Annotated in this window: 25 protein-coding genes; 18 read left to right on the forward strand and 7 right to left on the reverse strand. The window is 65.5% G+C overall.

Annotated features, from left to right (window positions below):
- The first annotated feature begins 80 nt into the window (after positions 1 to 80).
- The 5 genes from BV210_RS02220 (at position 81) to BV210_RS02240 (ending at position 4,533) form a co-directional block, all read left to right on the forward strand.
- Positions 81 to 845, forward strand: coding sequence for a DICT sensory domain-containing protein (locus BV210_RS02220; protein ID WP_077205066.1), 765 nt, complete (start codon positions 81 to 83; stop codon positions 843 to 845).
- A gap of 128 nt (positions 846 to 973) precedes the next feature.
- On the forward strand, positions 974 to 2,023 hold the full coding sequence (locus BV210_RS02225) for a HAMP domain-containing sensor histidine kinase (protein WP_077205067.1): 1,050 nt from the start codon (positions 974 to 976) through the stop codon (positions 2,021 to 2,023).
- A gap of 100 nt (positions 2,024 to 2,123) precedes the next feature.
- Entirely contained in the window at positions 2,124 to 3,056 is a 933-nt protein-coding gene (locus tag BV210_RS02230; RefSeq protein ID WP_077205068.1) for an ABC transporter ATP-binding protein, read from the forward strand.
- Positions 3,053 to 3,898, forward strand: coding sequence for an ABC transporter permease subunit (locus BV210_RS02235; protein ID WP_077205069.1), 846 nt, complete (start codon positions 3,053 to 3,055; stop codon positions 3,896 to 3,898). Before BV210_RS02230 ends, BV210_RS02235 begins: the two co-directional genes overlap by 4 nt.
- A complete protein-coding gene (locus BV210_RS02240; protein ID WP_077205070.1) occupies positions 3,895 to 4,533 on the forward strand; it encodes a hypothetical protein in 639 nt (212 codons plus the stop codon). The genes BV210_RS02235 and BV210_RS02240 overlap by 4 nt, the downstream gene beginning before the upstream one ends.
- Before the next feature lie 15 nt (positions 4,534 to 4,548).
- On the opposite strand, the gene BV210_RS02245 is transcribed toward BV210_RS02240, so the two are convergent.
- On the reverse strand, positions 4,549 to 5,751 hold the full coding sequence (locus BV210_RS02245; protein WP_077205071.1) for an acyl-CoA dehydrogenase family protein: 1,203 nt from the start codon (positions 5,749 to 5,751) through the stop codon (positions 4,549 to 4,551).
- A 155-nt stretch (positions 5,752 to 5,906) separates the two neighbouring features.
- On the opposite strand from BV210_RS02245, the gene BV210_RS02250 reads away from it, so the two are divergent.
- Both BV210_RS02250 and BV210_RS02255 read left to right on the forward strand, forming a co-directional pair.
- Complete coding sequence (locus BV210_RS02250) at positions 5,907 to 6,770, forward strand: SDR family NAD(P)-dependent oxidoreductase (RefSeq protein WP_077205072.1); 864 nt, start codon at positions 5,907 to 5,909, stop codon at positions 6,768 to 6,770.
- Between the two features lie 59 nt (positions 6,771 to 6,829).
- Positions 6,830 to 8,560, forward strand: a complete 1,731-nt coding sequence (locus BV210_RS02255) for a Na+/H+ antiporter NhaC family protein (RefSeq protein WP_077205073.1) — start codon at positions 6,830 to 6,832, stop codon at positions 8,558 to 8,560.
- 77 nt (positions 8,561 to 8,637) lie between these two features.
- Here the strand turns inward: BV210_RS02255 and BV210_RS02260 are convergent, their stop codons facing one another.
- The 3 genes from BV210_RS02260 to BV210_RS02270 all read right to left on the reverse strand — a co-directional run bounded on the left by BV210_RS02260 (position 8,638) and on the right by BV210_RS02270 (position 11,737).
- Positions 8,638 to 10,296 carry a long-chain fatty acid--CoA ligase gene (locus tag BV210_RS02260; RefSeq protein ID WP_077205074.1) on the reverse strand — a complete coding sequence of 553 codons (1,659 nt, stop codon included), beginning with the start codon at positions 10,294 to 10,296 and terminating at the stop codon, positions 8,638 to 8,640.
- 68 nt (positions 10,297 to 10,364) lie between these two features.
- On the reverse strand, positions 10,365 to 10,958 hold the full coding sequence (locus BV210_RS02265; RefSeq protein ID WP_077207939.1) for a chemotaxis protein CheC: 594 nt from the start codon (positions 10,956 to 10,958) through the stop codon (positions 10,365 to 10,367).
- 110 nt (positions 10,959 to 11,068) lie between these two features.
- Complete coding sequence (locus BV210_RS02270) at positions 11,069 to 11,737, reverse strand: O-methyltransferase (protein WP_077205075.1); 669 nt, start codon at positions 11,735 to 11,737, stop codon at positions 11,069 to 11,071.
- Between the two features lie 259 nt (positions 11,738 to 11,996).
- On the opposite strand from BV210_RS02270, the gene BV210_RS02275 reads away from it, so the two are divergent.
- Positions 11,997 to 12,536 (forward strand): TQO small subunit DoxD, encoded by a 540-nt coding sequence (locus BV210_RS02275; protein ID WP_077205076.1) that lies wholly within the window; start codon positions 11,997 to 11,999, stop codon positions 12,534 to 12,536.
- Between the two features lie 15 nt (positions 12,537 to 12,551).
- Positions 12,552 to 12,851 (forward strand): hypothetical protein, encoded by a 300-nt coding sequence (locus BV210_RS02280; RefSeq protein ID WP_077205077.1) that lies wholly within the window; start codon positions 12,552 to 12,554, stop codon positions 12,849 to 12,851.
- Positions 12,852 to 12,956: 105 nt separating this feature from the next.
- Here BV210_RS02280 and BV210_RS02285 read toward each other — a convergent pair whose 3' ends face one another.
- On the reverse strand, positions 12,957 to 13,523 hold the full coding sequence (locus BV210_RS02285) for a thioredoxin family protein (protein WP_077205078.1): 567 nt from the start codon (positions 13,521 to 13,523) through the stop codon (positions 12,957 to 12,959).
- A gap of 45 nt (positions 13,524 to 13,568) precedes the next feature.
- Positions 13,569 to 13,985: an EamA family transporter gene (locus BV210_RS02290; RefSeq protein WP_077205079.1), complete on the reverse strand. Its 417-nt coding sequence runs from the start codon at positions 13,983 to 13,985 to the stop codon at positions 13,569 to 13,571.
- Between the two features lie 85 nt (positions 13,986 to 14,070).
- On the opposite strand from BV210_RS02290, the gene BV210_RS02295 reads away from it, so the two are divergent.
- The gene (locus tag BV210_RS02295; RefSeq protein WP_077205080.1) at positions 14,071 to 14,784 is read left to right on the forward strand and encodes a YqjF family protein; all 714 of its coding nucleotides are present in this window, start codon (positions 14,071 to 14,073) and stop codon (positions 14,782 to 14,784) included.
- A 73-nt stretch (positions 14,785 to 14,857) separates the two neighbouring features.
- Entirely contained in the window at positions 14,858 to 16,510 is a 1,653-nt protein-coding gene (locus BV210_RS02300) for an acyl-CoA synthetase (protein WP_077207940.1), read from the forward strand.
- Here the strand turns inward: BV210_RS02300 and BV210_RS02305 are convergent.
- A complete protein-coding gene (locus BV210_RS02305; RefSeq protein ID WP_077205081.1) occupies positions 16,507 to 16,815 on the reverse strand; it encodes a hypothetical protein in 309 nt (102 codons plus the stop codon). The two genes, BV210_RS02300 and BV210_RS02305, sit on opposite strands and share 4 nt — an antisense overlap.
- A 150-nt stretch (positions 16,816 to 16,965) precedes the next feature.
- Between BV210_RS02305 and BV210_RS02310 the strand changes: the two genes are divergently transcribed.
- From BV210_RS02310 to BV210_RS02340, 7 genes are all read left to right on the forward strand, one after another.
- Positions 16,966 to 17,454: an Lrp/AsnC family transcriptional regulator gene (locus BV210_RS02310; RefSeq protein ID WP_077205082.1), complete on the forward strand. Its 489-nt coding sequence runs from the start codon at positions 16,966 to 16,968 to the stop codon at positions 17,452 to 17,454.
- Positions 17,455 to 17,456: 2 nt separating this feature from the next.
- On the forward strand, positions 17,457 to 18,596 hold the full coding sequence (locus BV210_RS02315; RefSeq protein WP_077205083.1) for a pyridoxal phosphate-dependent aminotransferase: 1,140 nt from the start codon (positions 17,457 to 17,459) through the stop codon (positions 18,594 to 18,596).
- Between the two features lie 182 nt (positions 18,597 to 18,778).
- The gene (locus BV210_RS02320; RefSeq protein WP_077205084.1) at positions 18,779 to 21,322 is read left to right on the forward strand and encodes a type II/IV secretion system ATPase subunit; all 2,544 of its coding nucleotides are present in this window, start codon (positions 18,779 to 18,781) and stop codon (positions 21,320 to 21,322) included.
- Between the two features lies 1 nt (position 21,323).
- Positions 21,324 to 23,357, forward strand: coding sequence for a type II secretion system F family protein (locus tag BV210_RS02325; protein WP_077205085.1), 2,034 nt, complete (start codon positions 21,324 to 21,326; stop codon positions 23,355 to 23,357).
- Between the two features lie 6 nt (positions 23,358 to 23,363).
- Positions 23,364 to 23,888: a hypothetical protein gene (locus BV210_RS02330; RefSeq protein ID WP_077205086.1), complete on the forward strand. Its 525-nt coding sequence runs from the start codon at positions 23,364 to 23,366 to the stop codon at positions 23,886 to 23,888.
- A gap of 5 nt (positions 23,889 to 23,893) precedes the next feature.
- Positions 23,894 to 24,526 (forward strand): hypothetical protein, encoded by a 633-nt coding sequence (locus BV210_RS02335; protein ID WP_077205087.1) that lies wholly within the window; start codon positions 23,894 to 23,896, stop codon positions 24,524 to 24,526.
- Positions 24,520 to 25,491 carry a hypothetical protein gene (locus tag BV210_RS02340; protein ID WP_077205088.1) on the forward strand — a complete coding sequence of 324 codons (972 nt, stop codon included), beginning with the start codon at positions 24,520 to 24,522 and terminating at the stop codon, positions 25,489 to 25,491. Before BV210_RS02335 ends, BV210_RS02340 begins: the two co-directional genes overlap by 7 nt.
- The last annotated feature ends 2 nt before the right edge of the window (positions 25,492 to 25,493 follow it).

Consider the following 25,493-nt stretch of genomic DNA (forward strand, 5'->3'; position numbering starts at 1 on the left):
TCTCCGGTTTCCGATGGACGGGTGTGCGTCACTGCCTCGCAAACGATTTACGCGCCGAGAACGTGGTAGTTACGAAGCGAATGTCACTTTCGGAACTGATCGCGGGAGTCGAGGACCACGAGAAGACGCTGACGGTTTTCAACGCGGATTCGGACGTGGCGGCGGAGTTTCGCGAGCGGTTCGCAGACCGGAACGTGACGGTCAGGCGAGAGACGACGCCGAGCGGCAAACCGGGCCAGTTCGTCACGCTGAGCGAGGCCGAGGAGGTGTTGACGGCGACGAGCATCACCGACCTCCAGCGGATGCTCGACGGCACGGACGGTGCGCTGGGGCTCTCCGACAGCCCGTACCAGCCGATCCTCGATCACATGGACGAGACCATGTTCACCTCCTGGAGCATCGAACAGATGGTGGCCGCCTCCCGGGAGATCGAGGACCGCGCCTGGCGGGTCGGCGACGGGACGCTCCACGCCGGCTTCCAGTACCTCTCGACGCTGCGCGGCGAACTGCCGGTCTACGAACGACTGGCCTCGAAGAACCTCGACGTCCACACCTACGCCACCCCCGACGAAGAACCACCGGAGCACGAGGGCTTCACTCTCCACATCGAGCGCGCCAACGAAATCGAGCGCTGCTGGTTCGTGGTGTTCGACGGTGGGGCGTCCGCGACGCCGACGGAAACCGGCGAACCCGGAGACCAGAACGGCGAGGCGGGAAACAAGTGCGCCCTGCTGGCCGAAGAGCGCGACCCCCGAAAATTCTACGGCTTCTGGACGTACGACCCCGACACCGTCGACTGGATCGTCGACCATCTGGAGTCGGCCTACGGCGTCGTCGAGCAGTGAGCCGTTTCGACGACTGAGCCGGTACGAACCCTTGTCACCGTCTGACGCCTAGTTATCGACATGGTTCGTATCTCTGATCCAACACATCAGGTTCGTTGGGCCATCCTGCCCAGGGGCCACACGCGATCATGAACGCGAAGCGATTGCTCGCCGGCGGGTCGATCTCCCTGACCGGCGTCGGCATTTTCGCTCCCCCTGCCGGAGCGCTGATCGCGGGCGGTCTCGGCCTGTACGGCACTCTCGTGGCCGCCATCGGCGTGGTGCTCGGACTCTTGCTCGTCGTCGGCGGTGGCTGGCTGGCACGGAGCGATCTCTCCGGGAATCGTGCGCTCCGGGTCGCCGGCTGGAACCTCCTCGGACTCGTCGCGCTCGGGACCGTCCTCGCGCTGGTGGTCGCGTATCCGGGCGCGACAGTGCCGACGTTCGTCGCCGCGGTGGTCCTCGGCGTCAGTGCGGTGGCACACGTTCTCATCGGCGTCAACGACGTGCGGCGCATCCGGGCCGGCGAACTCGCCACGGAACGGGAGAAGCTGGCCGTCCTCAACCGGCTGACCCGGCACAACCTCCGCAACGACACGCAGGTCATCGTCGGCCTCGCGGAGGTGCTCGCCGAGCGGGTCGAGGACGCGGACCTCGCCGAGATGGCCCGAAAGCTCCGGCGGAAAGCCGAGGGACTCGCCGAACTCAACGACACGCTCAGGGAGTACCAGCAGGCCGTCGAACACGACTCCGGTGCCGCGTCCGTCGACCTCCGGGACCTCGTCGAAAGCGTCGTCACCGACACCGAAGGTGACGCGACGATTGGGGTCGAGGTTCCCGAGGGACTGTCGGTCCGGGCGGACGAACACCTGGAGACGGCGCTCGATCACCTGATCGAGAACGCCCTGGAGTACGCGGGCGAGGAGCCACGGATCACGGTCTCGGCCCGCCGGGACGGCGGTCGGACCGCTCTCACCGTCGCGGACGACGGCCCCGGCATCCCGGACGTGGAGCGGGAGGTGGTGCTGGGCGATCGGGACATCACCCAGCTCCAGCACGGGAGCGGCCTCGGCCTCTGGACTGTCAAGGCGATAACGGAGTCCTACGGCGGCGAGATGGCGATCCGCGAGGACGACGGCGCGGTCGTCGACCTCCGCCTGCCGACGGCCCGAGCGGAGACCGGAAAACATATCGATTAGTCTGCACGAATCCCGGTATGGACGGTCCCCAAACCGGCCCCCCTCCACGCACAGCATCGACGACCGATCCCGAACGCCCGCTCTCGGGGGTGATCTGAGCGTGGCCACCATCGAGACGCGCGGGCTGACCAAATCCTTCGGCGACGTGGACGCCGTCGTCGACCTCGATCTGACCGTCGAGGACGGGGAAGTGTTCGGCTTCCTCGGCCCCAACGGCGCGGGGAAGTCGACGACGATCAACCTCCTGCTGGACTACATCCGACCCACCGGCGGCACCGCGGAGGTGTTCGGTATGGACGCCCAAGAACACCCGGCGAAGATCCGCGAGCGCGTCGGCGTCCTCCCGGAGGGCTACGGCTTCGACGATCCGCTCACCGGCCGGGAGTATCTGGAGTGGGCGATCCGGACGAAAGACGCCGACGACGACCCCGAGACCCTGCTCGATCTCGTGAGCCTGACCGACGACGCCGAGCGGATGGCGAAGGGGTACTCCAAGGGGATGCAACAGCGCCTCGCGTTCGCGATGTCGCTGATCGACGACCCCGACCTCCTGATCCTCGACGAACCCTCGACCGGGCTGGATCCAAACGGCATCCGGACGATGCGGGAAGTCGTCGCCGACGTGGCCGCCGACGGGACGACGGTGTTCTTCTCCAGCCACCACCTCGCGGAGGTCGAGGCGGTCAGCGACCGGGTCGGCGTGATGAACGAGGGCGAACTGGTCGCGGTCGACAGCATCGACGGCCTGCGCGACAGCGTGGGCGGGCACGCGACACTCGAACTACAGTGTGCGGCCCCGCCGACCGATCTCGGTGTCGAGGCCCTCGACGGCGTGGTCGACGTGGCCGTCGACGGGCACACGCTGTCGGTCACGTGTGCCGACCCCGCCCGGAAGGTCGACGTGATTACACACGTCGCCGAGCGCGCCGACGTGGTCGACGTGCTCTCCTCGACCGTGTCGCTGGAGACGCTGTTCAACGAGTTGACCGAGGGCGGCCGCGAGAACGAGGCGGCCGCGGAGGTGGTCCAGTGAGCGTCCAGAGCGTCCTCTCGAAGGACCTCACGAGCGTGCGGCGATCCGGCGCGCTCTGGGGTGTAGCGGTCTGTCTCGCCATCCTCGCGGCGATGGTGGCGTACGTGAGCATGGGGACAGCGTCGCCGAAAAGCGAGGCCCAGAACGCGTACGGACTGGTGGTCGCGCTGGTCGGCCTGCTCGTCCCCATCGTCGCCATCGTGGCGAGTTACATGTCGATCACCGGCGAACGGGCCAGCGGCGGCATCAAGTTCCTGCTCGCGTTCCCGAACACCCGACGGGACGTGTTCGTCGGAAAACTGCTGAGTCGACTGGGCGTGGTCAGCGCGATCGTCCTGTTCATGTTCGTCGCGGCGACGAGCGTCACGGTCGCGAAGTACGGCGTCCTGCCGGTCGGCGTCGCCGTCGGCGTGCTGGCCGTCTCGCTGCTGTACGCCTGGGCGTTCGTCGCCCTGACCGTCGCCTTCTCCTCGGCGGCCGCCAGTCGGAGTCAGTCCATCGCCGCCGCCATCGGTTCGTACTTCGTGCTCGTCATCCTGAACACCACCTTCGGGTTCTCCCGGATCGTGAGCCTGATTCACGACACGATCCTCGGGTTCGACCGGAACCTGCATCTCTACGCCGCCGTCGACTACGTCAGCCCATACATCGCCTACCAGAAAGCGGTCAACCTCGTCTATCCCGCGGCGATGCAGCGGGACCCGCTCCGACTGACCGAGGAGGCACGGGAGTCGCTCCCGGTGTACCTCACCGACGAGTTCGCCCTCGTCGTGTTCGCGGCGTGGCTGGTGCTCCCGCTCGTACTCGGCTACCTGCGGTTCCAACGGAGTGATCTGCAGTGATCGACCGCTCGAAGATCTCGGTCGCGCTGCTCGTCGTCGGAGCCGTCCTGCTGATCGCGCCGGCGGTAGCCCCGGTCCAGTCCGTCCTCTTCCACGACATCCGCGGCGAGTTCACGATGAGCGAGTCGGAACTCGAAGAGCGAGGGGTGACCGTGATCGCCTACGAGAACCTCTCGGACCGCGGGAAAGAACTGTACGAACGGTCGCTCCGCAACGACGGACACTATCGAGCCCCGGCGGGAACGGGTGCGTCGGACTTCGAGTACCGGGCCGATTCCGAGGAGGACGTTCGGTCCGGGTTCGGCCCGAGAGCCGTCGCCATCGAGCGGCCGGACGACCCCGACTTCCCGTCGGTCGACGAGCGACCGGTCCGCGAGCGGCGGCCGCCCGACGAGGGCGGCGAAGTCGGCGGGACGGGCGGTTCCGAGGCTGCCGGCGGCGACACGGCCGACGCGCAAGCGAACGGAACGGCCGATCAGCCTCCGGAACCGCGCGAGGAGAACGAGTACAACCTGATGGAGACCAGACTCGGCCAGCCACCCCTGACCGACGGTGGTAACCTGCTCCGGTTCCTGTCGATACTGGTCGGCGTCGTCACGGTGGGAAGCGGGGGCTACCTCCGGTCGCGGCCCTGATCGGAGGCCACGGGCCTACTGCTTCCACTGCCCGTAGATCAGGTTGCGCTGGATCTCGTTTGCACCCTCGTAGATCACGGGGATGCGAACGTCCCGGTAGACCCGCGAGATCCGGTTCTCGGTGAGGACCGATCGGCCGCCGTGGAGTTGCATGCCGCGTTCGGCACACATCGTCGCCGTTTCGGTCGACTTGACTTTGGCCTGTGCGGCCCAGAACCCGGAGTTGTCGTCGTTCGCGACCTTCTCGGCGGCCCGCCAGTTGAGCGACCGGGCGGCCTCGAACTCCGTCCGCATGTCCGCGAGGATGTGCTGAACTTTCTGGAACTCGCTCACGTCGCGGCCGAAGGCCTGCCGGCCGTGGACGAACTCGTGTGCCTCCTCGATGGCCGCCGCCGCGAGGCCGAGGCCGTGCCCGCCGACCACCACGCGCCCGTGGTTGAAGAAGTCCGCGAGCATGTAGAAACCGGTCCCCTCGGTCCCGATGACGTGATCCTCGGGAATGCGGGCGTCGTTCAGGTGGATGTGGGCCTGTTTGGAGGCGCGAAAGCCCATCTTCTCGGGGATGTGTTCGGCCTCGTACCCGTCGACGTCGGTGGGGACGATGAACAGGGAGAAGTTTCCATACCTGTCGTCCTCGTCGTCGTCCGTCCGGGCGTACAGCGTCACCCAGTCGGCCTCGACGCCGTTGCCGATCCAGTACTTCTCGCCGTTCAGCACCCACTCGTCGCCGTCCTTCTCCGCGGCTGTGCCGCTCCGTTCCGAGGCGCTTCGCGCCTCGCGTTTCTCGGCCGTCGTCTCCATCCCCGCGAGGTCGCTCCCGGTCTCGGGTTCGGACACCGCCAGCCCGGTCAACTGCTCGTTCTCGGCGACCGGGCGCAGATACTCCTCTTTCTGCCAGTCTTCGCCGTACTCCTCGAGCATCTCCGCGCCGAAACTCGCGAGCTGGAGGGTCAGCGCGATCCCGGCGTCGGCGCGGTAGAACTCCTCGGCCATCGCCAGCACCTCCCGCAGGGAGAGCCCGCGACCGCCGTACTCCTCGCCGATGTCCTGGGCCACCAGCCCAGCGTCCATCCCGGCCTCCAGCACGTCCCACGGGTACTCGCCGGACTCGTAGTAGTCCGCAGCCACTGGCTCGATGTGTTCCGCAGCGAACTCCCGGGCCTCCTGTTTCACGTCGCGGGCACCGTCCGGAACCACGTCGTCCGTTAGCAGTTCCATGACCGTCAGTTAACGAGTGCCCCACAACCAAAAGTTGACTGGAACATCGTAAATTGTAAACTCGGTTCTAGTTTCCATCCCGGTGTGGAGCGGGGGGTCGGCCCCGCCGGATCGTGTCGACATTCCTATACCGGAGCCGAACAGCTACTCCGGCGATGACGGACACAGGTCCGCTCGACGGGACGGTCTGTATCGTGACTGGCGGGGGTCGCGGCCTCGGCGAAGCGACTGCGAAACACCTCGCCAGCGAGGGCGCGACGGTGGTCGTGAACGACCTCGGGACCTCCCTCGGCGGCGAGGGCGAGAGTTCGGAGCCTGCCGACGAGACGGTCGCGGCCATCCGCGACGCTGGCGGTACCGCGATGGCCCACTTCGGTGACGTGACCGATCTGGACTACACCGAGGAACTGATCGCGGACGCGGTGGCGGAGTACGGCCACGTCGACGCCGCCGTCAACTTCGCGGGCGTGCTGCGCGACGCTTACCTCACGGAGATGACCGGGGAGGACTGGGACACCGTGATCGACGTGCACCTTCGCGGCCACTTCGCCCTGCTCCGGAACCTCGCCCGCCACTGGGACGAGACTTCCAAAGACGCCGACCGGGAGCGAGCCTTCGTCGGCGTCACCAGCCCCTCCGCGCTCGGCAACGCCGGGCAGGCCAACTACTCGGCGGCCAAGGCCGGCGTACTGGGACTGATCCGCACTGCGTCGGCGGAACTCCCCCGCTACGAGGCCCGCGCGAACGTGCTCATGCCCGTCGCCTACACTCGCATGATCGAGGACATCCCCGAGGAGAAACGCCCCTTCGGCGAGGACGACATGCCGCCGGAGAAAGTCGCGCCCGTCGTCGGCTACCTGATCAGCGAGGCCGCCGAGGGCGTCAACGGGAAGACCGTGCGCGCGCAGGGCGACATGGTGTCGCTCGTCGCCGATCCGAGAGACGAAAACTCGATGGTCGACCCCGAGGGCTGGACGGTCGAGAAGTTGGGCGAGCGGTTCGACGAATTGCTCGATTGAACGCGGGCACACTATCACTATCAGAGAGCATAAATCAGCCGTGGGTCAAACGAGGGGCCATGGTACAGGGCGTCGCTGCGGGCGCGTGGTCGATAGTGCCCGCACTGCTCGCGATCAGTCTCGCCTGGTACACGCGGGACGCGCTGATCGGTCTCTTCGCCGGCATCGTCGCCGCGGGCGTGATTCTGGGTGCGCTCCACCCGCAGGCGGTCGGCGTCCCGGCCGACCTGGTGACGGTGGGCGGCGACCTCGGGACGATACACCCGCAGGACGAGGGTGACCCGTGGACGATCGGCGTCGGCGGCGTCGTCCTCGGGTCGGTGTTCGGGCTGAAACTCGTCCCCGAGATCATGGCGACTGCGCCGATGTTCGGCCCGTGGTACGTCGAGAACGTGTTGCTCGCGATCTTCGCCATCGGCGGCACGATCGGGCTGATGATCCGGGCGGGCGCGATTCAGGGCGTCCTGGAGGCGCTGAGCGACCGGGTCGAATCCCCGGCCGACGCCGAGAAGGCCGCGTTTCTGGCGGGTATCGCGGTGCACATAGACGATTACTTCAACTGTCTCGTGGTCGGGTCGATGATGCGCCCGCTGACCGACGCCTACGACGTCTCGCGGGCGAAACTCGCGTACTACGTCGACTCGGCCGGATCGCCGGCCGCCAGACTGGCCTTCTACTCGACGTGGGGCGCGGCGATGGTCGGGTTCATGGGCGGCGGGATCGTCGAGGCCTACCAGCAGGGCCTGCTCCCGAGTCGGATGTCCGACTTCGTCAGCACCGGCGGCGAGAGCGTCAGCGCCGCGACGGGGGCCGTCTGGCCGCTGTTTTTCAACACGCTGTTCACCGGCTTTTACTCCTGGGTGGCGCTGACCATCGCCGGACTGGTGGCCTGGCAGGTGATCCCCAACTTCGGACCGATGAAACGCGAAGAAGAGCGCGCCCGTGCGGGTGAGGGCGTCGTCGGCGAGGACGCCGACCCGATGATCTCCGAGGAGATGGACGAGTACGAGATGTACGAGGGCGCGACGCCGGACTGGCGGAACTTCGCTATCCCCATCCTGACGATGGTCGTCGTCGGCCTCGGCGCGATGTTCTGGCGTGGCGGTCCCGTCATCTACGTCGAAGGGAAGACCGGGACCACGCTCTTCTCGATCGGTGCCTGGGAGCTGATCCTCCCGCCCAGCGGCCCGTGGGCGTTCGACATCGGCGGCGTGCAACTCGGAATCGCATCCTTCGCCGCGCTGGTCGTCGCGTTCGGGCTGTACCGACTCCGCGGCGACATTCCCTCGAACGAAGACGCCACGGACGCGATGCTCGTCGGGTTCAAGGGGATCCTCCTCGCGGCCGTCATCCTGGCCTTTGCCAGTTCCATCCAGAACGCCGTCTCGCTGCTCGGGATCGCCTCCTTCGTCACCAACGTCTTCGGTGGCCTGCCGGCCTGGATCATCCCGGTCGGCGTCTTCGCCGTGACGAGTTTCGTCAGCTTCGCCGACGGCTCCTCGTGGTCGACCTACGGCATCATGTTCCCCATCGCGATCCCGCTGGCGTTCGCGACCGGCGCGAACCTCCCGCTGGTCCTCGGTGCCGTCTTCAGCGGCGGCATCTTCGGCGATCACGCGTCGCCGATCAGCGACACGACGGTGCTGGCCTCGTCGACGAGCGGGAGCGACCACATGGTCCACATCCGTACCCAGATACCCTACGCCCTCGTCACCGCCGGCGTCTCCGCTCTGCTCTTCCTGCTGGGCGGGTTGTTCCTGCCGACCGGCTTCCAGGTGATCCCGTACTGAACACGGACGGCAGTCCGACGAACGACGGACATCGCCGTCGGGGTCGGATCTGAAAGAAACGGTTGGGGGTTAGCCGATCACTCGCCGTCGGGCGCGGCGTCTTCGGGCACCTGGCCCTCGACGAGGTCCTCGTCGGCGTACTCCTCGCGGAGGTCCTTCTTCGAGAACTTGCCCGTCGCGGTCTTTGGCACCTCGTCGATCTGGATGAAGTCGTCGGGGAGCCACCACTTGGGGTAGTCCTCGCCGATCTGCTCGCGCAACTCTTCAGCCACCGCGTCGGGGTCGGCCCCCTCGACAGGGACGATGAACGCCACGGGCCGTTCCTGCCAGCGCTCGTGGGGGACGCCGACGACGGCGGCTTCCGCCACGTCGTCGTTGGCCATGATGGCGTTCTCCAGTTCGACCGAGGAGATCCACTCCCCGCCCGACTTGATCACGTCCTTGGCGCGGTCGACGATCTTGATGTAGCCGTCCTCGTCGACGGTCACCACGTCGCCGGTCTTGAGCCAGTTGCCCTCGAAGTCGTTCTCGTTGGCCTCGGGGCGCTCGAAGTACTCCTGCGTGACCCACGGGCCGCGGACGTACAGTTCGCCGAAGTCCTCGCCGTTCCAGGGCACCTCGTTGCCCTCGTCGTCGATGACCTTGAACTCCAGTCCGGGGACGATCAGTCCCTGCTTCGCGCGGCGGTCGATCTGTTCCTCGTAGGAGAGTTCTTCGGCCAACCCGGATTTGAGGTGGGCGACCGAGCCGATGGGCGACATCTCCGTCATGCCCCAGGCGTGGGTGACGGAGACGTCGTACTGGTCGAACCACTCGATCATGGCCTTCGGGGCCGCGGAGCCGCCGATGATGACGGTGTCGAGTTCCGAGAGGTCGACCTCGTTGCCGGCCTGCATGTACTCCTGCAGACCGAGCCACACGGTCGGCACGCCGGCCGTGATGGTGACGCCCTCCTCCTCGATCAACTGGGCGATGTCCGCGGGTTCGGGCGACGGGCCGGGGTAGACGTGTTTCGCGCCGGCGGCCGTCGTCGAGAACGGCATGCCCCACGCGTTGACGTGGAACATCGGGACGACCGGCATCACCACGTCGTCGTCCTCGATGCCCAGCCCCTGGGGCGTCATGGTCGCCATCGTATGGCTCCAGAGCATCTGCTGGGTGTACTCGACGCCCTTGGGCTTGCCCGTGGTGCCTGATGTGTAACACATCCCGGCGGGCTGATCCTGGTCGACGACCGGCCAGTCGTACTCGGTGTCGTGACCCTCGATGAACGACTCGTAGGCGACGGCGTCGAAGGGCAGGTCCGGGACCGAGTCGCCCATGATCACGAACTGCTCGACGCTGTCGAAGGAGTCCGCGTCGTACGCGCCGGCAAGTTTCTCGGCCAGCGACGGGTCGACGAAGATAGCCCGGTCCTCGGCGTTCTCCACGATGAACTGGATGTGTTCGTCGGGCAGGAGCGGGTTGATGGTGTGGAGTTGCGCGCCCAGCGTCGGGATGCCGAAGTAGGTCTCGAAGTGACGGTGGTGGTTCCAGCAGAACGTCGCGATGCGGTCGCCCTCGCCCATGCCGGCGTCGGTCAGGGCGTGAGCCAGCTGTGCGGTTCGGTCGCTGTACTCGTCGTAGGTGTACCGTTCGACTCCCTCGTGGGTGCGGGAGACGATCTCGGTGTCGGAATAGAGATTCTCCGCACGCCACAGGAACGGCCGCAGTGTCTGGTCAGTGCCTCCTGGCATGCGGTAACCCAACGGCGCACATCATATGATAGTTCCCCTCAGAACTGATGGAAAAACGTCAAGAGTGGTCAGACTTCGAGCCGTTGCATCAGCCCGACGAGTTCTTCGAGCTGGGGGAAGGTGTACACCTTGACGTTGATGTCCTCGTCTTGGGCGTGGACCCGGGAGTCGAACATGAGCGCCATGTCGTTGTCGCGGTCGCCGATGATCTCGTCGACGGTCCCGCTGCCCGGCCCGAACGTGAAGTTGGGCGTCGACATGTCGATGGTCGTCTCCAGGACGTTGGCCCAGCCGTCGATGAACCCGCTTGTCATGATGTTGCCGATCTCCTGGATCGCGCTCTTTTCCATCTCGGTGAAGCCTTCGGCGTCGGGATCGGTCCCGCCCATGTCACCGAGCATGCCGGCGGCCAGCCGTTTGGCGCTGTCGGCGTTGAACAGAAAGAGAACGTGCCCGTGTGGCGGCTCCTGCATCTCGATGTAGATGCCGATCTGCTCGTCGTCACCGACGTGTGTCTTGATGTCCGGGATGTCGATGAAGTTGATCTTCGTGATCTCCATCTCCGTGTTCATCCCGGTCATCTGGCTCATGTGGTTGGCGACCGTGTTCCCACCCTCCTTGGCCATCTTGTTGAAAATACTCAGCTTCCGTATGTCGATCATCAACTCGCTCATGTGAAACCCGGGTTGGGGAACCTTCCGAGCCGCCGTATATAACTGATGCCCAGCGAGTATCAAATGCTGTAATTCACGCGGCGGAACCGCAGTGGCGGTCAGTCCACGCGGTGGCTCACCGCGATCCCCTCACCCAGGGGAATCAGCGCCGTCTCGAAGGCCGGATCCGCGCCCACCCGCTCCAGATAGTCCGCGACGCCCGCGGTGTGTTCGTTCACGTCGCCCGTATCTTCCCCCTTCACCAGCGCCGAGAGCGCCTCGAAGTCGATGGGACCGGCCGTCACGGCGTTGTCAGCGATCACGACACCGCCCTCGGCGACCTTCGGACGGACGGCCTCGAAGGCCTCGCGGTAGCGGTGTTTCTCGTTGTCGATCAGGACCGCGTCGAAGGGACCGGCGTACTCGCCCACGGTACGGATAGCGTCACCGAGTTCGTAGCTGGCCAGGTCGTCGAACCCGCCCCGGGCCATGTACTCGCGGGCCTGATCGAGTTCCTCGGCGTCGACCTCCGTGAGGACGATCTCGCCGTCGTCGGGGAGCGCCTGCGCGAACCAGTACGCCGAGTAGCCGAAGCCGGAGCCGAACTCGAAGACGCGGCGGGCCGAAACCAGGCGGGCGAGCAGCTGGAGCCACCCACCCACTGCAGGGCCGACCGTGGGGAACCCCTCGCTTTCGGCCTGTGCGTCCATCTCTCGGATCACGTCGTCCGGTTCGGGACCGATGGCGCGGGCGAACTCCGCCGTCGCGTCGGGGAGGATGTCGGGCATGTCCGGGGATTCGGAGCGGTGGACAAAAGGACTGGTCCTCGCTGGTCGCAGTGGGTCTTCACTGCCAACCACGACCGTGAACCAGTACGATCTCCGACCGCCTGTCGGAACATCACGACAGGCCCGAACGTATTCGGGGCGGAATTTACGCCGTTCGGTCGTGTTAGCCTCCTGTTTCGGGGATTCTTACGGCCTGAAAACAGCATGTTCGTTTGATATATACCGGTCGTCTAGGTTCAACTGTAGAGGTGCTACAACAATGCCAACGAACGTCGACACCCGAGGCGTCCTCGGTGAGGACGTCTCACTCGAACTGTCGGGGTCCTGGACCGGCTACTGGGCCGCGATGCTGCGGCTCCTGACAGGCTGGTGGTTCTTCCACGCGGGGATCACCAAGTACGCGAACCTGTGGACGAGCGCGGAGCCGTTCACGGCGACCGGCTGGCTGACCGGCGCGACCCAGGGGACCGTCGTGGCCCCGATCACCGTCTGGTTCGGCAACAACGCCGCGTGGTTCGTGAACTTCATGATCCCGTTCGGCGAGACGATGATCGGGCTGGCCCTGCTCCTCGGAGTGCTCGTCAGGTTCGCGGCCTTCTGGGGCGCGTTCCTGATGGCGTTCTTCTACCTGGGGAACGCCGGCTTCGGCCACGGGTTCGTCAACGGCGACCTGATGGGCCTGCTGCTGTTCGTGACGGTGATCGTCCTCGGCGCGGGCCGGGTCGTGGGCCTCGACCGGTACATCGAGGACTGGGATCTGGTCCAGAACCACCCGCGCCTGAAGTACCTGCTCGGCTAACAGAGGCGACCACAGATGACACCCACATCCACGATGTCCACGATCGACAGGGCGGCGATGCTCGTCGGCGGCGCGCTGATCGTCGTCGGCACCGTCGTCCTCGGCCTGATCGAGACGTTCGTCGGCAACCCGAGTCCGGTTGCCGTGACCACCGAGGCCGGCGAGGTGATCGCCGCGCCGACTGTCTCGCCCGAGATCAGGGCCGGACTGATCGGCCTCGGCCTGCTGGTCTGGGGCCTGTACGGCGTCTACAGGCTCGCAGCCCCCATGGGCGGTGAGACCGCGACGGCCGGTACCGCCCAGACGGCGAAATGATCGGCGCACAGCCCCGGTGTGACCCCGGCGTCACACCCTCGAACCGACCCTCGTTCGTCCCCGCTCGCGTCCCGAACTAACCCAGGAGCGACAGCGCCGGGCCGTTCACTCGTCCGTCCACTTGATCGAACAGCCCCGCGAGGGCCGGAACTCGTCGTCGATCTCCTCCCCGGCCAGCAGTCGCTCGACGATGTTGCGCATCTCCATCTCGGTTGGCTCGTCGTCGGGATTCAGCGCGTCGTCGATGCGGCCGTGGTAGACGAGGGGGAACTCACCGTCCTCGACGGCGAACAGGAACGGATCGGGCGTACAGACCGCGCCGTACTCGCGGGCGACGGTCTGGCTCTCGTCGCGGAGGTAGGCGTCGTACCGGATCGTGCCGTCCTCGACGAGGTCCTGCATCCGTTCGTAGGAGTCGTCGGGGTACTCCTCTGCGTCGTTTGGGTTGATCCCGACGACGGCGAGGTCGTCGTACTCGCTCGCGAGACGGTTCAGTTCGTCGAACTTGGCCTGTGCGTACGGGCAGTGGTTACAGGTGAACACGACCAGCAGGGCCTCGCGGTCGGCGAAGTCCGACAGCGAACGGCTGCCGCCGCTGGCGGCTGGCAACTCGAAGTCGGGTGCCGACTCGCCGCGCTGGATCGCGTCGTCCTCGGAGTCGAGTGCGACCATGACGGGCGAGGGTAAGAGGGTGGTCGACAAAAAGGGTCGAGTCAGTTACTCGACGGCGGTCAGGTAGACTGCGCCGATGGCCAGTGCGATTCCGGCCATCTTCCGGGCGGTAAGGGACTCCTCGAGGATCACGATGCCGAGGACGGAACTCGTGACGAGGAACAGGCCGTAGATGGGGACGACGACGCTGACCGGGCCGGCCGCCAGCGCCCGGTAGTACGCGAGGATGCCGACCGCGAGCGCGATCCCCGCGCCGTAGGCGTATATCGCCCGGTCCTGCGAGAGGTGCTGGACGACGGGCGTATCGGTGGCGAGGACGACGCCCATCGCGACGAGGACGAGCATCCCGTTCGAGATCAGAAGCACCACGGTACTCGGTATCTCCGCCGTCGCGATCTTCACCAGCGGTGCGACGAGACTGTACGCCAGCAGTGCCAGCAGTGCCCAGAGGAGATAGCTCACGTTTCGAGAGGGCAAACCGAGCGATATATCGCTTCCGATCACCCCGGCCGACAGGTCGAAACGCGTAGAGACCCGACCTCCGAGCATGAACGCGCCGTCGCTGCTGGAGATGCGCTGGGCCGACGTGCTCTTCGCCCACTGGGGCGTCGAACCGGCGGTCGTCGACGCGAAACTCCCGGACGGTCTCTCGGCCGACACGTACGAGGGCGACGCTTACCTCGGTGTCGTGGGCTTCCGGATGGCGTCGATCCGCCCCCGCGGCGCGCCCGTCGGGCTCTCCTTCCCCGAGTTGAACCTCCGGACCTACGTCGACGGCCCGGACGGACCGGGGATCTACTTCTTCAACCTCGACGCCGACGACCGACTGGGTGTCACCCTCGCCCGCCGCCTCTTTCGTCTGCCCTACTACCGGGCGGAGATGGACGTGACCGAGACCGCCGACGGCTTCCGGCTCCGGAGCGCCCGTACCCACCCCGGGGCCCCGCTCGCGGGCTTCGACGCCACGTACCGGCCCACGGGCGAGTCGTCCGAGCCCGACCCCGGCACGCTCGAACACTTCCTCACGGAGCGATACCGCTTCTACGTCGCCGACGACAGCCACCGGGTGTACGTCGGCCCGGTCGACCATCCGCCGTGGCCGCTCCAGGGGGCGGTACTGGAGATACGGGAGAACGACCTGTTCGCGGCCAACGGGTTCGAAGAGCCCGCCGGTGAGCCGCTGGTCCACTACAGCCCCGGCGTCGACGTTGAAGCCAGCGTGCTCCGCCCCGTGGACGGGTCGATACTGCACCGCCCCTGATCCGGCCCCCTGGACGGACGGCCGGATTGCAGCAACCGAAAGGTGAAACGGGATGGACGGTGACGCTTCGGGCATGCCCTGGACGGTGATGCCGGACTTCGACACTCACACGGCCGCCCGCGAGAACTTCGCGTGGGACCTGCCCGAGGAGTACAACCCGGCGGTGGACTTCCTGCGGAAACACGACGACCCCGACAGCACCGCACTGGAGTACCTGACGCCCGACGGCGAGCGAGCGAGCTACTCGTTCCGAGACCTCGACGATCGATCCGACCGGCTCGCGGCCGGCCTACGGAACCTCGGCGTCGGTCCGGGGGATCGTGTCGGCGTCGTCGTCCCCCAGAAGCCACAGAACCCGATCACTCACCTGGCGAACTGGAAGCTGGGGGCGCTGTCAGTACCGCTGTCGGTGCTGTACGGCCCCGACGCGCTCCAGTACCGATTGGCCGACGCGGAGGCCACTGCGGTCGTCGTCGACCCTGCGGTCCGCGAGGAGGTCGACGAGGCCCGTGCAGGCTGTCCGGAGCTGGAGCACGTAATCGAGATCGAGACCGACGCGCCGTCGGGCGACGTACTGTCCTTCCCGGACGCGCTGGCCGATCCCGGCACGGAAGTCGAGCCCTACGATGCGACGCCGGATACCGAGAGCGCGATCCTCTACACGAGCGGGTCGACGGGGCCGCCGAAGGGCGTCCTCCACTCCCACGCCCTCTGGCTGGGGCGGGCCGCAGCCTCGTACAACTACATGGACCGGGGACTGGGACCCGACGCGACGGTCTGGACCCCCTCGGACTGGGCGTGGGGGTCCGCGCTCGGTGGGACCCTCTTTGCCACCTGGCACCACGGCGGGACGATGGTGGCCTATCCCAGCGGGAAGTTCGACCCCGCTGCCGCCTTCCAGTTGCTGGAGCGGTTCGACGTGACCCAGTCGTTCATGCCCCCGACCGCGCTCCGGCTGCTGATGGACGTGGAGAATCCGACCGAACAGTACGACCTCTCGCTTTCGACCATCGCGGCGGCGGGCGAACCGCTGACCCCCGAGATCCTCGACTGGGCCGCGGAAGAGCTCGACGGCGTGGCGGTCAACGAGTACTACGGCCAGACCGAACTCAACCTCGTGGTGGCCAACTCCTCCGGGTGGTTCGAGACCAGGCCGGGGAGCATGGGTAAGCCACTCCCGGGCTACGACGTGGCCATCCTCGACCCCGAGGCCGCCGACGTAGGTGAGGCCGAGCGCCTCGATCGCGGCGAGACTGGCGAAATCGCCGTCCGGCCCCACGATCGGTCGGTTTTCTTCGACGAGTATCTCGGCCTCCCCGAGAAGACCGAACAGAAGCAGGTCGGCGAGTGGTTCCTGACCGGCGACCTCGCCGAGCGCGACGAGGCGGGGTACATCTGGTTCAAATCGCGCAAGGACGACGTGATCATCACCGCGGGCTATCGCGTCGGGCCGATGGAGGTCGAGGAAGCGATCCTCGAACACGACGACGTTGCACAGGCGGGCGTCGTCGGCGTCCCCGACGAGACCCGCGGCGAGATCATCAAGGCCTACGTGGAATCGGCGGTAGGCGTCGAAGGAAGCGACGAGTTGCGGGCGGAGATCCGCGACCTCGTCCGGGATCGGCTGGCCGAGTACGAGTACCCCCGCGAGATCGAGTTCGTCGCCGAGTTACCGCAGACGACGACGGGCAAGATCCGGCGGACCGAGTTGCGGGAGCGGGACTAGCGGTTCTCCTCGACCGTGCGGTCGAACTCGCGGGCGGCCGCCAGCACGTCGCTGTCCTCGTTGACGGTGTAGTAGATCTCCTCGCCCTCGGGGTGGTGCTTCTCGAGCATCCCGAGGTCGACGACGCCGTCCACGTCGTCCATCAGGTGGAGCGTCTTCAGCGCGATTCCCGTCTCGTCGGCCAGTTCCGAACGGGTGTAGGTCGCCTCGGGATCGAGGTCGAGTAGCGTATCGATGATCGTCGCCATCGAGTCGTGGTCCGCAACGAACCCCCAGCCGCTGGTAGCTTGCGTCTCGCTCTGCATATAGCTCGCCTAACGGTTGTGCGGACGATGATTTAAAGCTAGGAACGGTATTCACTGCCGAGTCCCGGTCAAACCCTAACACACACCGCGAACGGAGCGATCGACCGGCGGGATAGCAAGTCTTTAGTCCGCGCTCTGGTGGGGTTAGGTATGAGCAGTCGCGCCGAGATACTGGCCTTGCTCCGGGAGAACGCGCGCTACTCCGCCGAGGACATGGCGCGTCAGACCGACCTCGACCCCGCGGAAGTCGAGGACGTGATCGCAGAGTTAGAGGCCGACGGCGTCATCGCAGGCTACCAGGCCGTGCTGGACTACAGCGAACTCGACGACGAGCGCGTGCGTGCCCTCGTCGAACTCAACGTCACGCTCGACCGGGAGACCAGCTACGCCGACATCGCAGAGCGGCTGGCGAAGTTCCCCGAGGTCGAGGGCCTGCGGCTGGTGAGCGGCGACTACGACTTCGACATGGAGGTCGAGGGCGACTCCATGAGCGAGGTCTCGCGGTTCATCAGCGAGAAGGTCGCGCCCGTCCCCGAGATCACGCAGACGGTGACCCACTACGTCATGGAGTCCTACAAGGAGCGGGGCATCGTCTTCGGTGACGGCGACGACGACGACCGCCTCTCGGTCTCCCCGTAACCATGCAGGTGTCAGACCGCGTCGAGAGCGTGCCGCCGTCGGGCATCCGGCGCTTTTTCGAACTCGCCGAGGAGATGGACGACCTCATCTCGCTGGGCGTGGGCGAACCGGACTTTTCGGCCCCCTGGAGCGCCCGCGACGCCGCCATCGCATCGCTCGAACGGGGCGAGACCTCCTACACCGCCAACCGCGGGAAGCGGGAACTCCGGGAGGCCATCGCCCGCCACCAGACCCGGTCGTACGGGCTGGAGTACGACCCCGACGACGAGATTCTCGTCACCACGGGGGCTAGCGAGGGGATCGACCTGGCCTTCCGTGCGCTGGTCGACCCCGGCGACACCGTGGCGGTCGCCCAGCCGAGTTACGTCTCCTACGTGCCCGGCGTCAAGTTCGCGGGCGGCGAGCCGCTGCCGGTGCCGACCCGTGCCGAGGACGAGTTCAAACTGACCCGCGAGGTGCTCGAAGACGCCGGCGCGCAGGAGGCCGACGCACTGGTCTACTGTTACCCGAACAACCCGACCGGCGCGACGATGACCGGCGACGAACTCCGGGAAGTCGCCGCCTTCTGTCGCGAGCACGACCTGATCGTGCTGGCCGACGAGATCTACGCGGCGCTGACCTACGAACACGACCACACCTCTATCGCGACGCTCCCGGGCATGCGCGAGCGGACGGTCGTGTTCAACGGGTTCTCGAAGGCCTACGCCATGACGGGCCTGCGACTGGGCTACGCGATGGGGCCGGCCGAAGCGATCTCGGCCATGAACCGCGTCCACCAGTATACGATGCTGTCGGCTCCGACGACCGCCCAGCACGCGGCGCTCGATGCCCTGGAGAACTGCGACGACGACGTGGCCGATATGCGAAAACAGTACGACCGTCGCCGGAACTTCGTCCTCTCGCGCTTTTCGGAGATGGGCATCGACTGCTTCGAGGCCGCAGGTGCGTTCTACGCCTTCCCGGAGTGTCCGACCGACGACAGTCAGGCCTTCGCCGAGAACCTGATCCAGGAGCAGAAAGTGGCCGTCGTTCCCGGCGACGTGTTCGGCGCGGGCGGGGCCGGCCACCTCCGCGTGTCGTACGCGACCGGACTCGACGAGCTCAAAACGGCCCTGAATCGCATCGAAGAGTTCATAGACTGACAGGTTATCGGCGGATTCGCGGGCCCGGCGCGGGATCGGAAATCGTCTGTCAGGAACACGGAATAAACGCCTAGATTGTACGATAGGTCCGTTAGAGGGCGTCTGCACCGTTCGTAATTCCGGCTTACGGCTGGTAATGTCGACATAAACTTTTTTCCCTCCTAACAGCAGAGTGATGATCAATGGCAACCGATGACAAAGAGGGGGGCGACACCGAACCCGTCGACGCCGAGGAGGGCGCCGACGCGGAGGAGGTGCTCGCTCGGGTCGAGCGTGCCACAGTCGGAGAGTACACGTGGGAGGACTTCCGACGCGAGTTCCACACCGGTGGCCCGTTCGACCGCACGGAGTTTCTCGGGTTCGATCCCCGGAAGACGGAGGACAAACTGATCCAGGGTGCGAGCGCCGCGAAGGGCCTGAACGCACCCTTCGGGCAGTTCATGGATCCGTCGAAGGCACCCGTCGTCAAGGACCACTACAAGTGGGAGCATTACAAACAGGAGTACTACTACACCGACGGACAGCCGCCGACGGACTCGGAAGGCGAGCAAAAGGAGTTCGACCCGGCCGACGCGCTCGGGTTCGACCCCGACGAGATAGAGGGCGTGTTGAGTTTCGGTGAGGGGCTGGCCTCGGAACTGGACGAGGTCGTCGAGGAGCGAACCGTCGACGTCAACGAGGACCTCGACGAGGACATGTTCTTCTCGACGGTCGACGGAAAAACGACCGTCGTCAACCGGTACGACTTGGAGAAGTCCGTCCCGGAGTCGAAGAAGTCCCACTTCGAGGAACTCGAACGCTACTGGGTGAACAAACCCTACGCCTGCGTCGTCATCTTCCACTCGAAGAAAGAAAACGAGAAGAAGTACTACGTCATCGAACCACATCTCAATCCCATCGAGGCTGAGTTACAGGACTTCCTCGCGGGCAAACTCCGGACTGCGATCAAGTACTCCGAGGACGACGTGGTCGTCGAGGGCAGTGAGGAGGACCGAGCGGAGGTCATCCAGCGCGAGGCCCAGCGGTTGCTCGACCGGTACGACCTGTTGCGCGACGACGCCACGGTCGAGTCGGATCTGGGCACGATGGACAAGTTCAAGCAGATGATGGGGATGGACGTCGAGTTACCCGCCACGGCATCCGGTGATCTCTCCGGCATCTCGGCCCGACCGGAACCGGCCATCCTCGAAGAGGACCCCGACACACTCAGCGAGTATCAGGTCGAGAAGTTGCTGTACGTCCTCAAGCGCAACTTCATCGGGTACGCACGCATCGACCCCGTCAAACACGACATCAACGTGGAGGACATCTCCTGTGACGGGTACAACAGCCGGGTGTTCGTCTACCACACCGACTACGAACAGATCATCTCCAACGTCGAACACGGAGAAAGCGAACTCGACGACTTCGTGGTCAAACTCGCCCAGCGCTCCGGCAAGGGTATCTCCAAACGCCAGCCACAGGTCGACGCGACCCTCCCGGACGGCTCGCGTGCCCAGCTCACCCTCGGCCGGGAGGTCTCGGACCACGGGACCAACTACACCATCCGTCAGTTCAAGGACGTCCCGTTCACCCCGATCGACCTGATCAACTGGAACACCTTCTCGCTGGACGAGATGGCCTTCCTCTGGCTCTGCATCGAGAACAACAAATCGCTCATCTTCGCGGGCGGTACGGCGTCGGGGAAGACCACCAGCCTGAACGCGGTCTCCCTGTTCATCCCCTCCAGCGCCAAGATCGTCTCCATCGAGGACACCCGCGAGGTCGAGTTGCCCCAGCGCAACTGGGTCGCCAGCGTCACCCGGCCCTCCTTCGGTGAGGACGACACCGGTGACGTGGACGAGTTCGACCTGCTGGAGGCCGCACTGCGTCAGCGTCCCGACTACATCGTGATGGGTGAGATCCGTGGTGAGGAGGGTCGGACCCTCTTCCAGGTCATGTCGACGGGGCACACCACCTACACCACGTTCCACGCCGACTCGGTGGGCGAGGTCATCAAGCGGTTCACGACCGAACCGATCAACGTCTCGAAGACGCTGTTCACCGCGCTCGATCTGGTCTCGATCCAGACCCAGACCCGGACGGGCGGGCGCAAGGTCCGCCGGAACAAGACGCTGACCGAGATCAACGAGTACTCCGCGGAGAACGACGAGATCAACGTCAGGGACGTCTACCAGTGGCAGGCCGAGACGGACACGTTCATCCAGATGGGCCAGTCCAACACCCTGGAGGAGATCAAGTTCGACCGCGGGTGGAACCAGGAGCGACTCGACGAGGAGCTGTTCAAGCGGAAGGTCGTCCTGGCCTACCTCATCAACAACAACATCAACACCTACCAGCAGGTGGCCGCGACGATCCAGGCGTTCATCAACGACCCCGACACGATACTGACGCTGATCGCCCACGACAAACTGGAGAACAGCCTCGAGGACCTCCGGGAGATGGAGTCGGTCAAGATCAACATCGACCCCAAGAAAGAGGAGATGGTCCCCCGGCCCGACGCCGGCGAGGAGATCAGCGAGGAGACGAGCGATATCCTCGACAACGCCCAGCCGCTGTTCGACCGGTACAAGAGCATGGAGACCCCCGAGATCGTGAAAGCGCTATCGGGCATCGAGACCGACGAGGACATCGTCCCCGACGACGAGGAGGAAGAGGACGACGCCGAGATCGACTTCGGGCAGTTCGTGACCAAGGCCGGCGCGGAAGCAGAGGAAGGGGACTAGCATGAGCCTCGACACGCGAAGCGGCGGGACGGTCAGCTCCACGAGCACCCTCGGGGACACGTTCTACCCCCTCTACGAGTCCCTGTTCGACGACGAGGGCGACTTCGTCAACAGCGTCGAGAACAAACTGGCCCAGGCCCGGATGCCCCAGAACGTCGAGTTGTTCCTCTCGCGCGCGCTCGGCGTGGGCGCGCTCGCCGGGCTGACGCTGTGGATCGTCGGCTCGCTGCTGGGCTATCTCATCTTCGCCCTGTTCCTGCCCGATGCACCGGTGTTGCTCGGGCTCTCGGAGAGCCAGATCCCGGAGATCATGTTGCAGCTGAAGATTCCGTTTCTGGTCTTCGTCACCGGCATCGTCTTCGGGCTGATCGGGTTCGGCATCGGCTTCGGCTCGATGGTGTCGATTCCCTACTTCCGTGCGGGCGCTCGCAAACGCGAGATCAACGTTCTGCTGTCCGATTCGATCTCTTTCATGTACGCACTGTCGGTCGGGGGCCTCAACCAACTGGAGATTCTGCAGGCGATGGCCCGGGCCGACGACACCTACGGCGAGGTGTCCAAGGAGTTCCAGTCCATCGTGCTGGAGACCGAGTACTTCGACACGGACTACCGGACGGCGATCCGCAATCAGGCACTGCAGACGCCAAGCGACGAACTGGCGCAGTTCCTGACGGACATGCTCTCCATCGTCGACTCCGGGGGTGACATGACCGGATTCCTCGAGGACCAGAAGGAGAAACACATGCGGACGGCCAAACAGGAACAGGAGCAGGTCCTCGAAACCATGGAGCTGTTCGGGGAGATGTACATGACGCTCTCTCTGTTCCCCCTCCTTCTCATCATCATCCTCGTCATCATGTCGATGATGGGGAACTCCCAGCAGTTCCTCCTGCTGGGGACGGTATACGGGCTGATCCCGCTGACCGGGATCGGCTTCCTGGTGCTGGTCTCGACGGTCACTCAGGACGAGATCGGCGACGGCTATCTCCGGCCCGAAGGCGGCCGCGACGACGTGGTCGTCCGGCAGGGTCTGGACGTGCTGAACCTCGGTCTGGTCGAGAAGTACACCGGCAACTACGGGGTCTTCGAGAAGATCAAGGGCCGGGAACGCTCCCACGAGCTGACCGAGATTCTCCGGAAGCCACACATCTTCTTCCGGGACAATCCGACGGTCGTACTGGCGCTGACGGTGCCGTTCTCGATCATCGCGCTCGTGTTGAGCGTGCTGTACGGGTTCGCACCGCTGTCACCGGAGGGATTCGTCGACAACCCCGTCGGGTCGACGTTCTTCTGGTTCTACGTCCCGCTGTACATCAACTTCGTCCCGCTGATGATTTTCTACGAGTGGAACGTCCGCTCGCGGCGGGGCGTCGTGAGCCAGCTTTCGGAGAACCTGCGGAAACTCTCCAGTGCGAACGATACCGGGATGACCCTGCTGGAGTCGCTGAACGTCGTCTCCGAGACCTCCTCAGGGAAACTGGCCGACGAGTTCGAGACAATGTACGCGAAGGTCAACTACGGGACGAACCTGAAAGACGCGATGCGGGAGTTCAACAACAAGTACCACATCCCGCGGGTCGCCCGGACTGTCAAGCTCATCAGCAAGGCACAGGAGGCGTCGAGTCAGATCGAGGACGTGCTGACGACGGCGGCACAGGCTTCGGAGAACCAGGACGACATCGACCGCGACCGGAAGTCCCGGACCCGGATGCAGGTGGTCATCATCATCATGACCTACCTGACGCTACTCGGCGTGATGGCGCTGCTGAAGACGCAGTTCCTCGACGTGATGTCCGGCCTGACCAACCAGGTCAGTGGCGGGAGCAGCAGTTCCGCGGCGGCCGGCGGCGGCCAGTTCGGGGGCGGCGTCGACACCGGCCTGCTGTCGGTGCTGTTCTTCCACGCGGTGACGCTCCAGGCGGTGCTCTCGTCGTTCATCGCGGGGTACATCCGCGAGGTCGACCTGATCTCGGGGGTCAAGTTCGCCGTCATCCTGCCGACGATCGCACTGGTGACGTGGATGGCGGTGGGGTGAGACTGGATGGGGAACAAACGGGGACAGACGACGCAGGACTACCTGGTCGGTGTGAGCCTGTTGCTTCTCACCGTCCTGTTCGTCTTCGGGTACGTGCCGAGCGTCTTCGGCTCGACGGGGGCGGATCTGGGCGGCGTCGAACGCTCCCAGGCCGACCGCGCCGCGACGTACCTCGTCGAGACGTACAGCGTCGACGGCCGGGAACAGACGCTCAGATACGACGAGCCCGACGGAATCCACGAGAAACTGTCGACGGAAAATGGGTTCGAGCGATTCCGCAACCGCTCCGGGTTGAACACGCAGACGAAGACTCTCGCACCGCCGAACGTGAACGTCATGCTCATCAACAGTTCGGAGCTGAACGCGACGGGGACACCGACGCCCATCGTCGACGGCGGCGAGCGACACTCCTACGGATCGGAGCCGAACCTGGGGCAGGCGGTCGTGCAAGAGACCCGGGTCGTTCGGTTGTCCGGGAGCGGGTCGAACCACTGTAATCCGACCTGCTGGCTGCTAGTTCGAATTTGGTGATAGACATGAACGACGGAACCCGAGGGTCGAGGGGACAGGCGTACACCCTGGAGGGGGTTATCTCGGCCGTACTGGTCGTGACGGCGGTACTCGTCGGCCTGCAAGTGGTCGACGTCGGTCCCTGGACGAGCGATACGACCCAACAGTCAGACGACATGGAGCAGCGCGCGGAAGACATGCTCGATCTTGCAGCGGAGAACGGTACGCTCAGCCGTGTCGTGCGATGTACCTACGGATCGGCGGATACGTTCACGGGGAGCCAGATAGACAACGGCTCGACCACGTTCGAGCGGATGTTGAACCAGACGTTCGACCGACACGGCCACAACTACAACATCTACTTCACGTATCTGACACCGTCCGGCGAGCGCGAGCGCATCTCGGTCACGTCGAGCAGCAGCAACCCGACGAGCGGCGTCATCGCTCCGACCGACTCGGCCGCCGTCGCGACCAAGACGATCGCGATATACGACGACGACCGGACCCGCGTCGTCGACCGAACGGACCCGGATCAGCCGAAATGCGGGGCGACGGGGACGACCGTCGAGGCGGCCGGCGGCGCCTACTTCATCCAGGAGGACATCGACGACGACTCGCCGCTGTACAACATCGTGGAGGTGCGGCTGGTCGTATGGTGAGGATACCCGACTCCGACGATCGAGGACAGTTGTTGCTGGTCGGCGCGGTCGGTATCGCGCTCGTGGTCGTCGGGACCGTGGTCCTGATCAACGGGCTGGCGTTCGACGAGAGCATCGGGGCCCGGAGCAACGACGATGCCCTCGGCGGGGCCGAACGGACGGTCGGGGTGATCGAGAGCGACCTCAACACCCTCGTTCGGGAGGTCCGGACGGAGATCGACCCGTCGACCAGAGACTTCGTCACGGCCTTCCGCGAGAACATCTCGCTGTACAGCCGCCACTACACGAACCTGAGTTTCGACAACGGCATCGTCTACACGAGAGTGGTCTTCGACGGGGCCGACTCGGTGAACGGGACGACCATCCGGCAGACCGAGGCCACGAGCCGGGGTACCTGTGACGACGGGAACGAGTACCCACGGTTCACGCTCGAACAGGGCGGGACGTGCGTCTCGGACCCCACGATCATCGAGGACACCACCGAGGTCTCGCAGTTCAACCTGACCGTCGAGGGCTCCGGGTCGGGCGCCTCGCCCGAGACGACCCTCGTTGTCGAGAACGATGCGGGCGAGGAGTGGCGACTCGTGATGGAGAAACAGACGCCGACCGGACCGGTCGAGGTCAGAGAGGAAACCCCGAGCAGTTCCTCGACCGTCGGGGTGTTCACGATCCCCTTCGAGCTGGTCTTGCAGGAAGACGGCCAGCTCAGGGTGGGCGGAACCCAGGAGGTGACGTTCGCCGACGGCGTCTCGACGCCGTACGACATCGGGTTCGAGAACCAGCCGTCCAGGACGGCGTTGACCGGGACCTACTCGATCTCTGCGAACGGGACGCTCCCGGGCAGCATCGGGGACCAACCCGAAACCTACGCGACCGTGGTCAGCCCCGCCGTCGAAATCTACTATCAGCGACGGGACGTCACCTACAACCGAACGGTCGTCCTGAACGAGACGGGGGCGCGGTAACC

This window comes from Halorientalis sp. IM1011, assembly GCF_001989615.1.
Classification (GTDB): domain Archaea; phylum Halobacteriota; class Halobacteria; order Halobacteriales; family Haloarculaceae; genus Halorientalis.

What these genes read in the sequence shown, in the direction of transcription:
- BV210_RS02220 (WP_077205066.1), top strand. Translation starts at nt 81, where the DNA reads ATGTCACTTTCGGAACTGATCGCGGGAGTCGAGGACCACGAGAAGACG.
- BV210_RS02225 (WP_077205067.1), top strand. Translation starts at nt 974, where the DNA reads ATGAACGCGAAGCGATTGCTCGCCGGCGGGTCGATCTCCCTGACCGGC.
- BV210_RS02245 (WP_077205071.1), bottom strand. Translation starts at nt 5,751, where the DNA reads ATGGAACTGCTAACGGACGACGTGGTTCCGGACGGTGCCCGCGACGTG.
- BV210_RS02250 (WP_077205072.1), top strand. Translation starts at nt 5,907, where the DNA reads ATGACGGACACAGGTCCGCTCGACGGGACGGTCTGTATCGTGACTGGC.
- BV210_RS02255 (WP_077205073.1), top strand. Translation starts at nt 6,830, where the DNA reads ATGGTACAGGGCGTCGCTGCGGGCGCGTGGTCGATAGTGCCCGCACTG.
- BV210_RS02260 (WP_077205074.1), bottom strand. Translation starts at nt 10,296, where the DNA reads ATGCCAGGAGGCACTGACCAGACACTGCGGCCGTTCCTGTGGCGTGCG.
- BV210_RS02265 (WP_077207939.1), bottom strand. Translation starts at nt 10,958, where the DNA reads ATGATCGACATACGGAAGCTGAGTATTTTCAACAAGATGGCCAAGGAG.
- BV210_RS02270 (WP_077205075.1), bottom strand. Translation starts at nt 11,737, where the DNA reads ATGCCCGACATCCTCCCCGACGCGACGGCGGAGTTCGCCCGCGCCATC.
- BV210_RS02275 (WP_077205076.1), top strand. Translation starts at nt 11,997, where the DNA reads ATGCCAACGAACGTCGACACCCGAGGCGTCCTCGGTGAGGACGTCTCA.
- BV210_RS02280 (WP_077205077.1), top strand. Translation starts at nt 12,552, where the DNA reads ATGACACCCACATCCACGATGTCCACGATCGACAGGGCGGCGATGCTC.
- BV210_RS02285 (WP_077205078.1), bottom strand. Translation starts at nt 13,523, where the DNA reads ATGGTCGCACTCGACTCCGAGGACGACGCGATCCAGCGCGGCGAGTCG.
- BV210_RS02295 (WP_077205080.1), top strand. Translation starts at nt 14,071, where the DNA reads ATGAACGCGCCGTCGCTGCTGGAGATGCGCTGGGCCGACGTGCTCTTC.
- BV210_RS02300 (WP_077207940.1), top strand. Translation starts at nt 14,858, where the DNA reads ATGCCCTGGACGGTGATGCCGGACTTCGACACTCACACGGCCGCCCGC.
- BV210_RS02305 (WP_077205081.1), bottom strand. Translation starts at nt 16,815, where the DNA reads ATGCAGAGCGAGACGCAAGCTACCAGCGGCTGGGGGTTCGTTGCGGAC.
- BV210_RS02310 (WP_077205082.1), top strand. Translation starts at nt 16,966, where the DNA reads ATGAGCAGTCGCGCCGAGATACTGGCCTTGCTCCGGGAGAACGCGCGC.
- BV210_RS02315 (WP_077205083.1), top strand. Translation starts at nt 17,457, where the DNA reads ATGCAGGTGTCAGACCGCGTCGAGAGCGTGCCGCCGTCGGGCATCCGG.
- BV210_RS02320 (WP_077205084.1), top strand. Translation starts at nt 18,779, where the DNA reads ATGGCAACCGATGACAAAGAGGGGGGCGACACCGAACCCGTCGACGCC.
- BV210_RS02325 (WP_077205085.1), top strand. Translation starts at nt 21,324, where the DNA reads ATGAGCCTCGACACGCGAAGCGGCGGGACGGTCAGCTCCACGAGCACC.
- BV210_RS02330 (WP_077205086.1), top strand. Translation starts at nt 23,364, where the DNA reads ATGGGGAACAAACGGGGACAGACGACGCAGGACTACCTGGTCGGTGTG.
- BV210_RS02335 (WP_077205087.1), top strand. Translation starts at nt 23,894, where the DNA reads ATGAACGACGGAACCCGAGGGTCGAGGGGACAGGCGTACACCCTGGAG.
- BV210_RS02340 (WP_077205088.1), top strand. Translation starts at nt 24,520, where the DNA reads ATGGTGAGGATACCCGACTCCGACGATCGAGGACAGTTGTTGCTGGTC.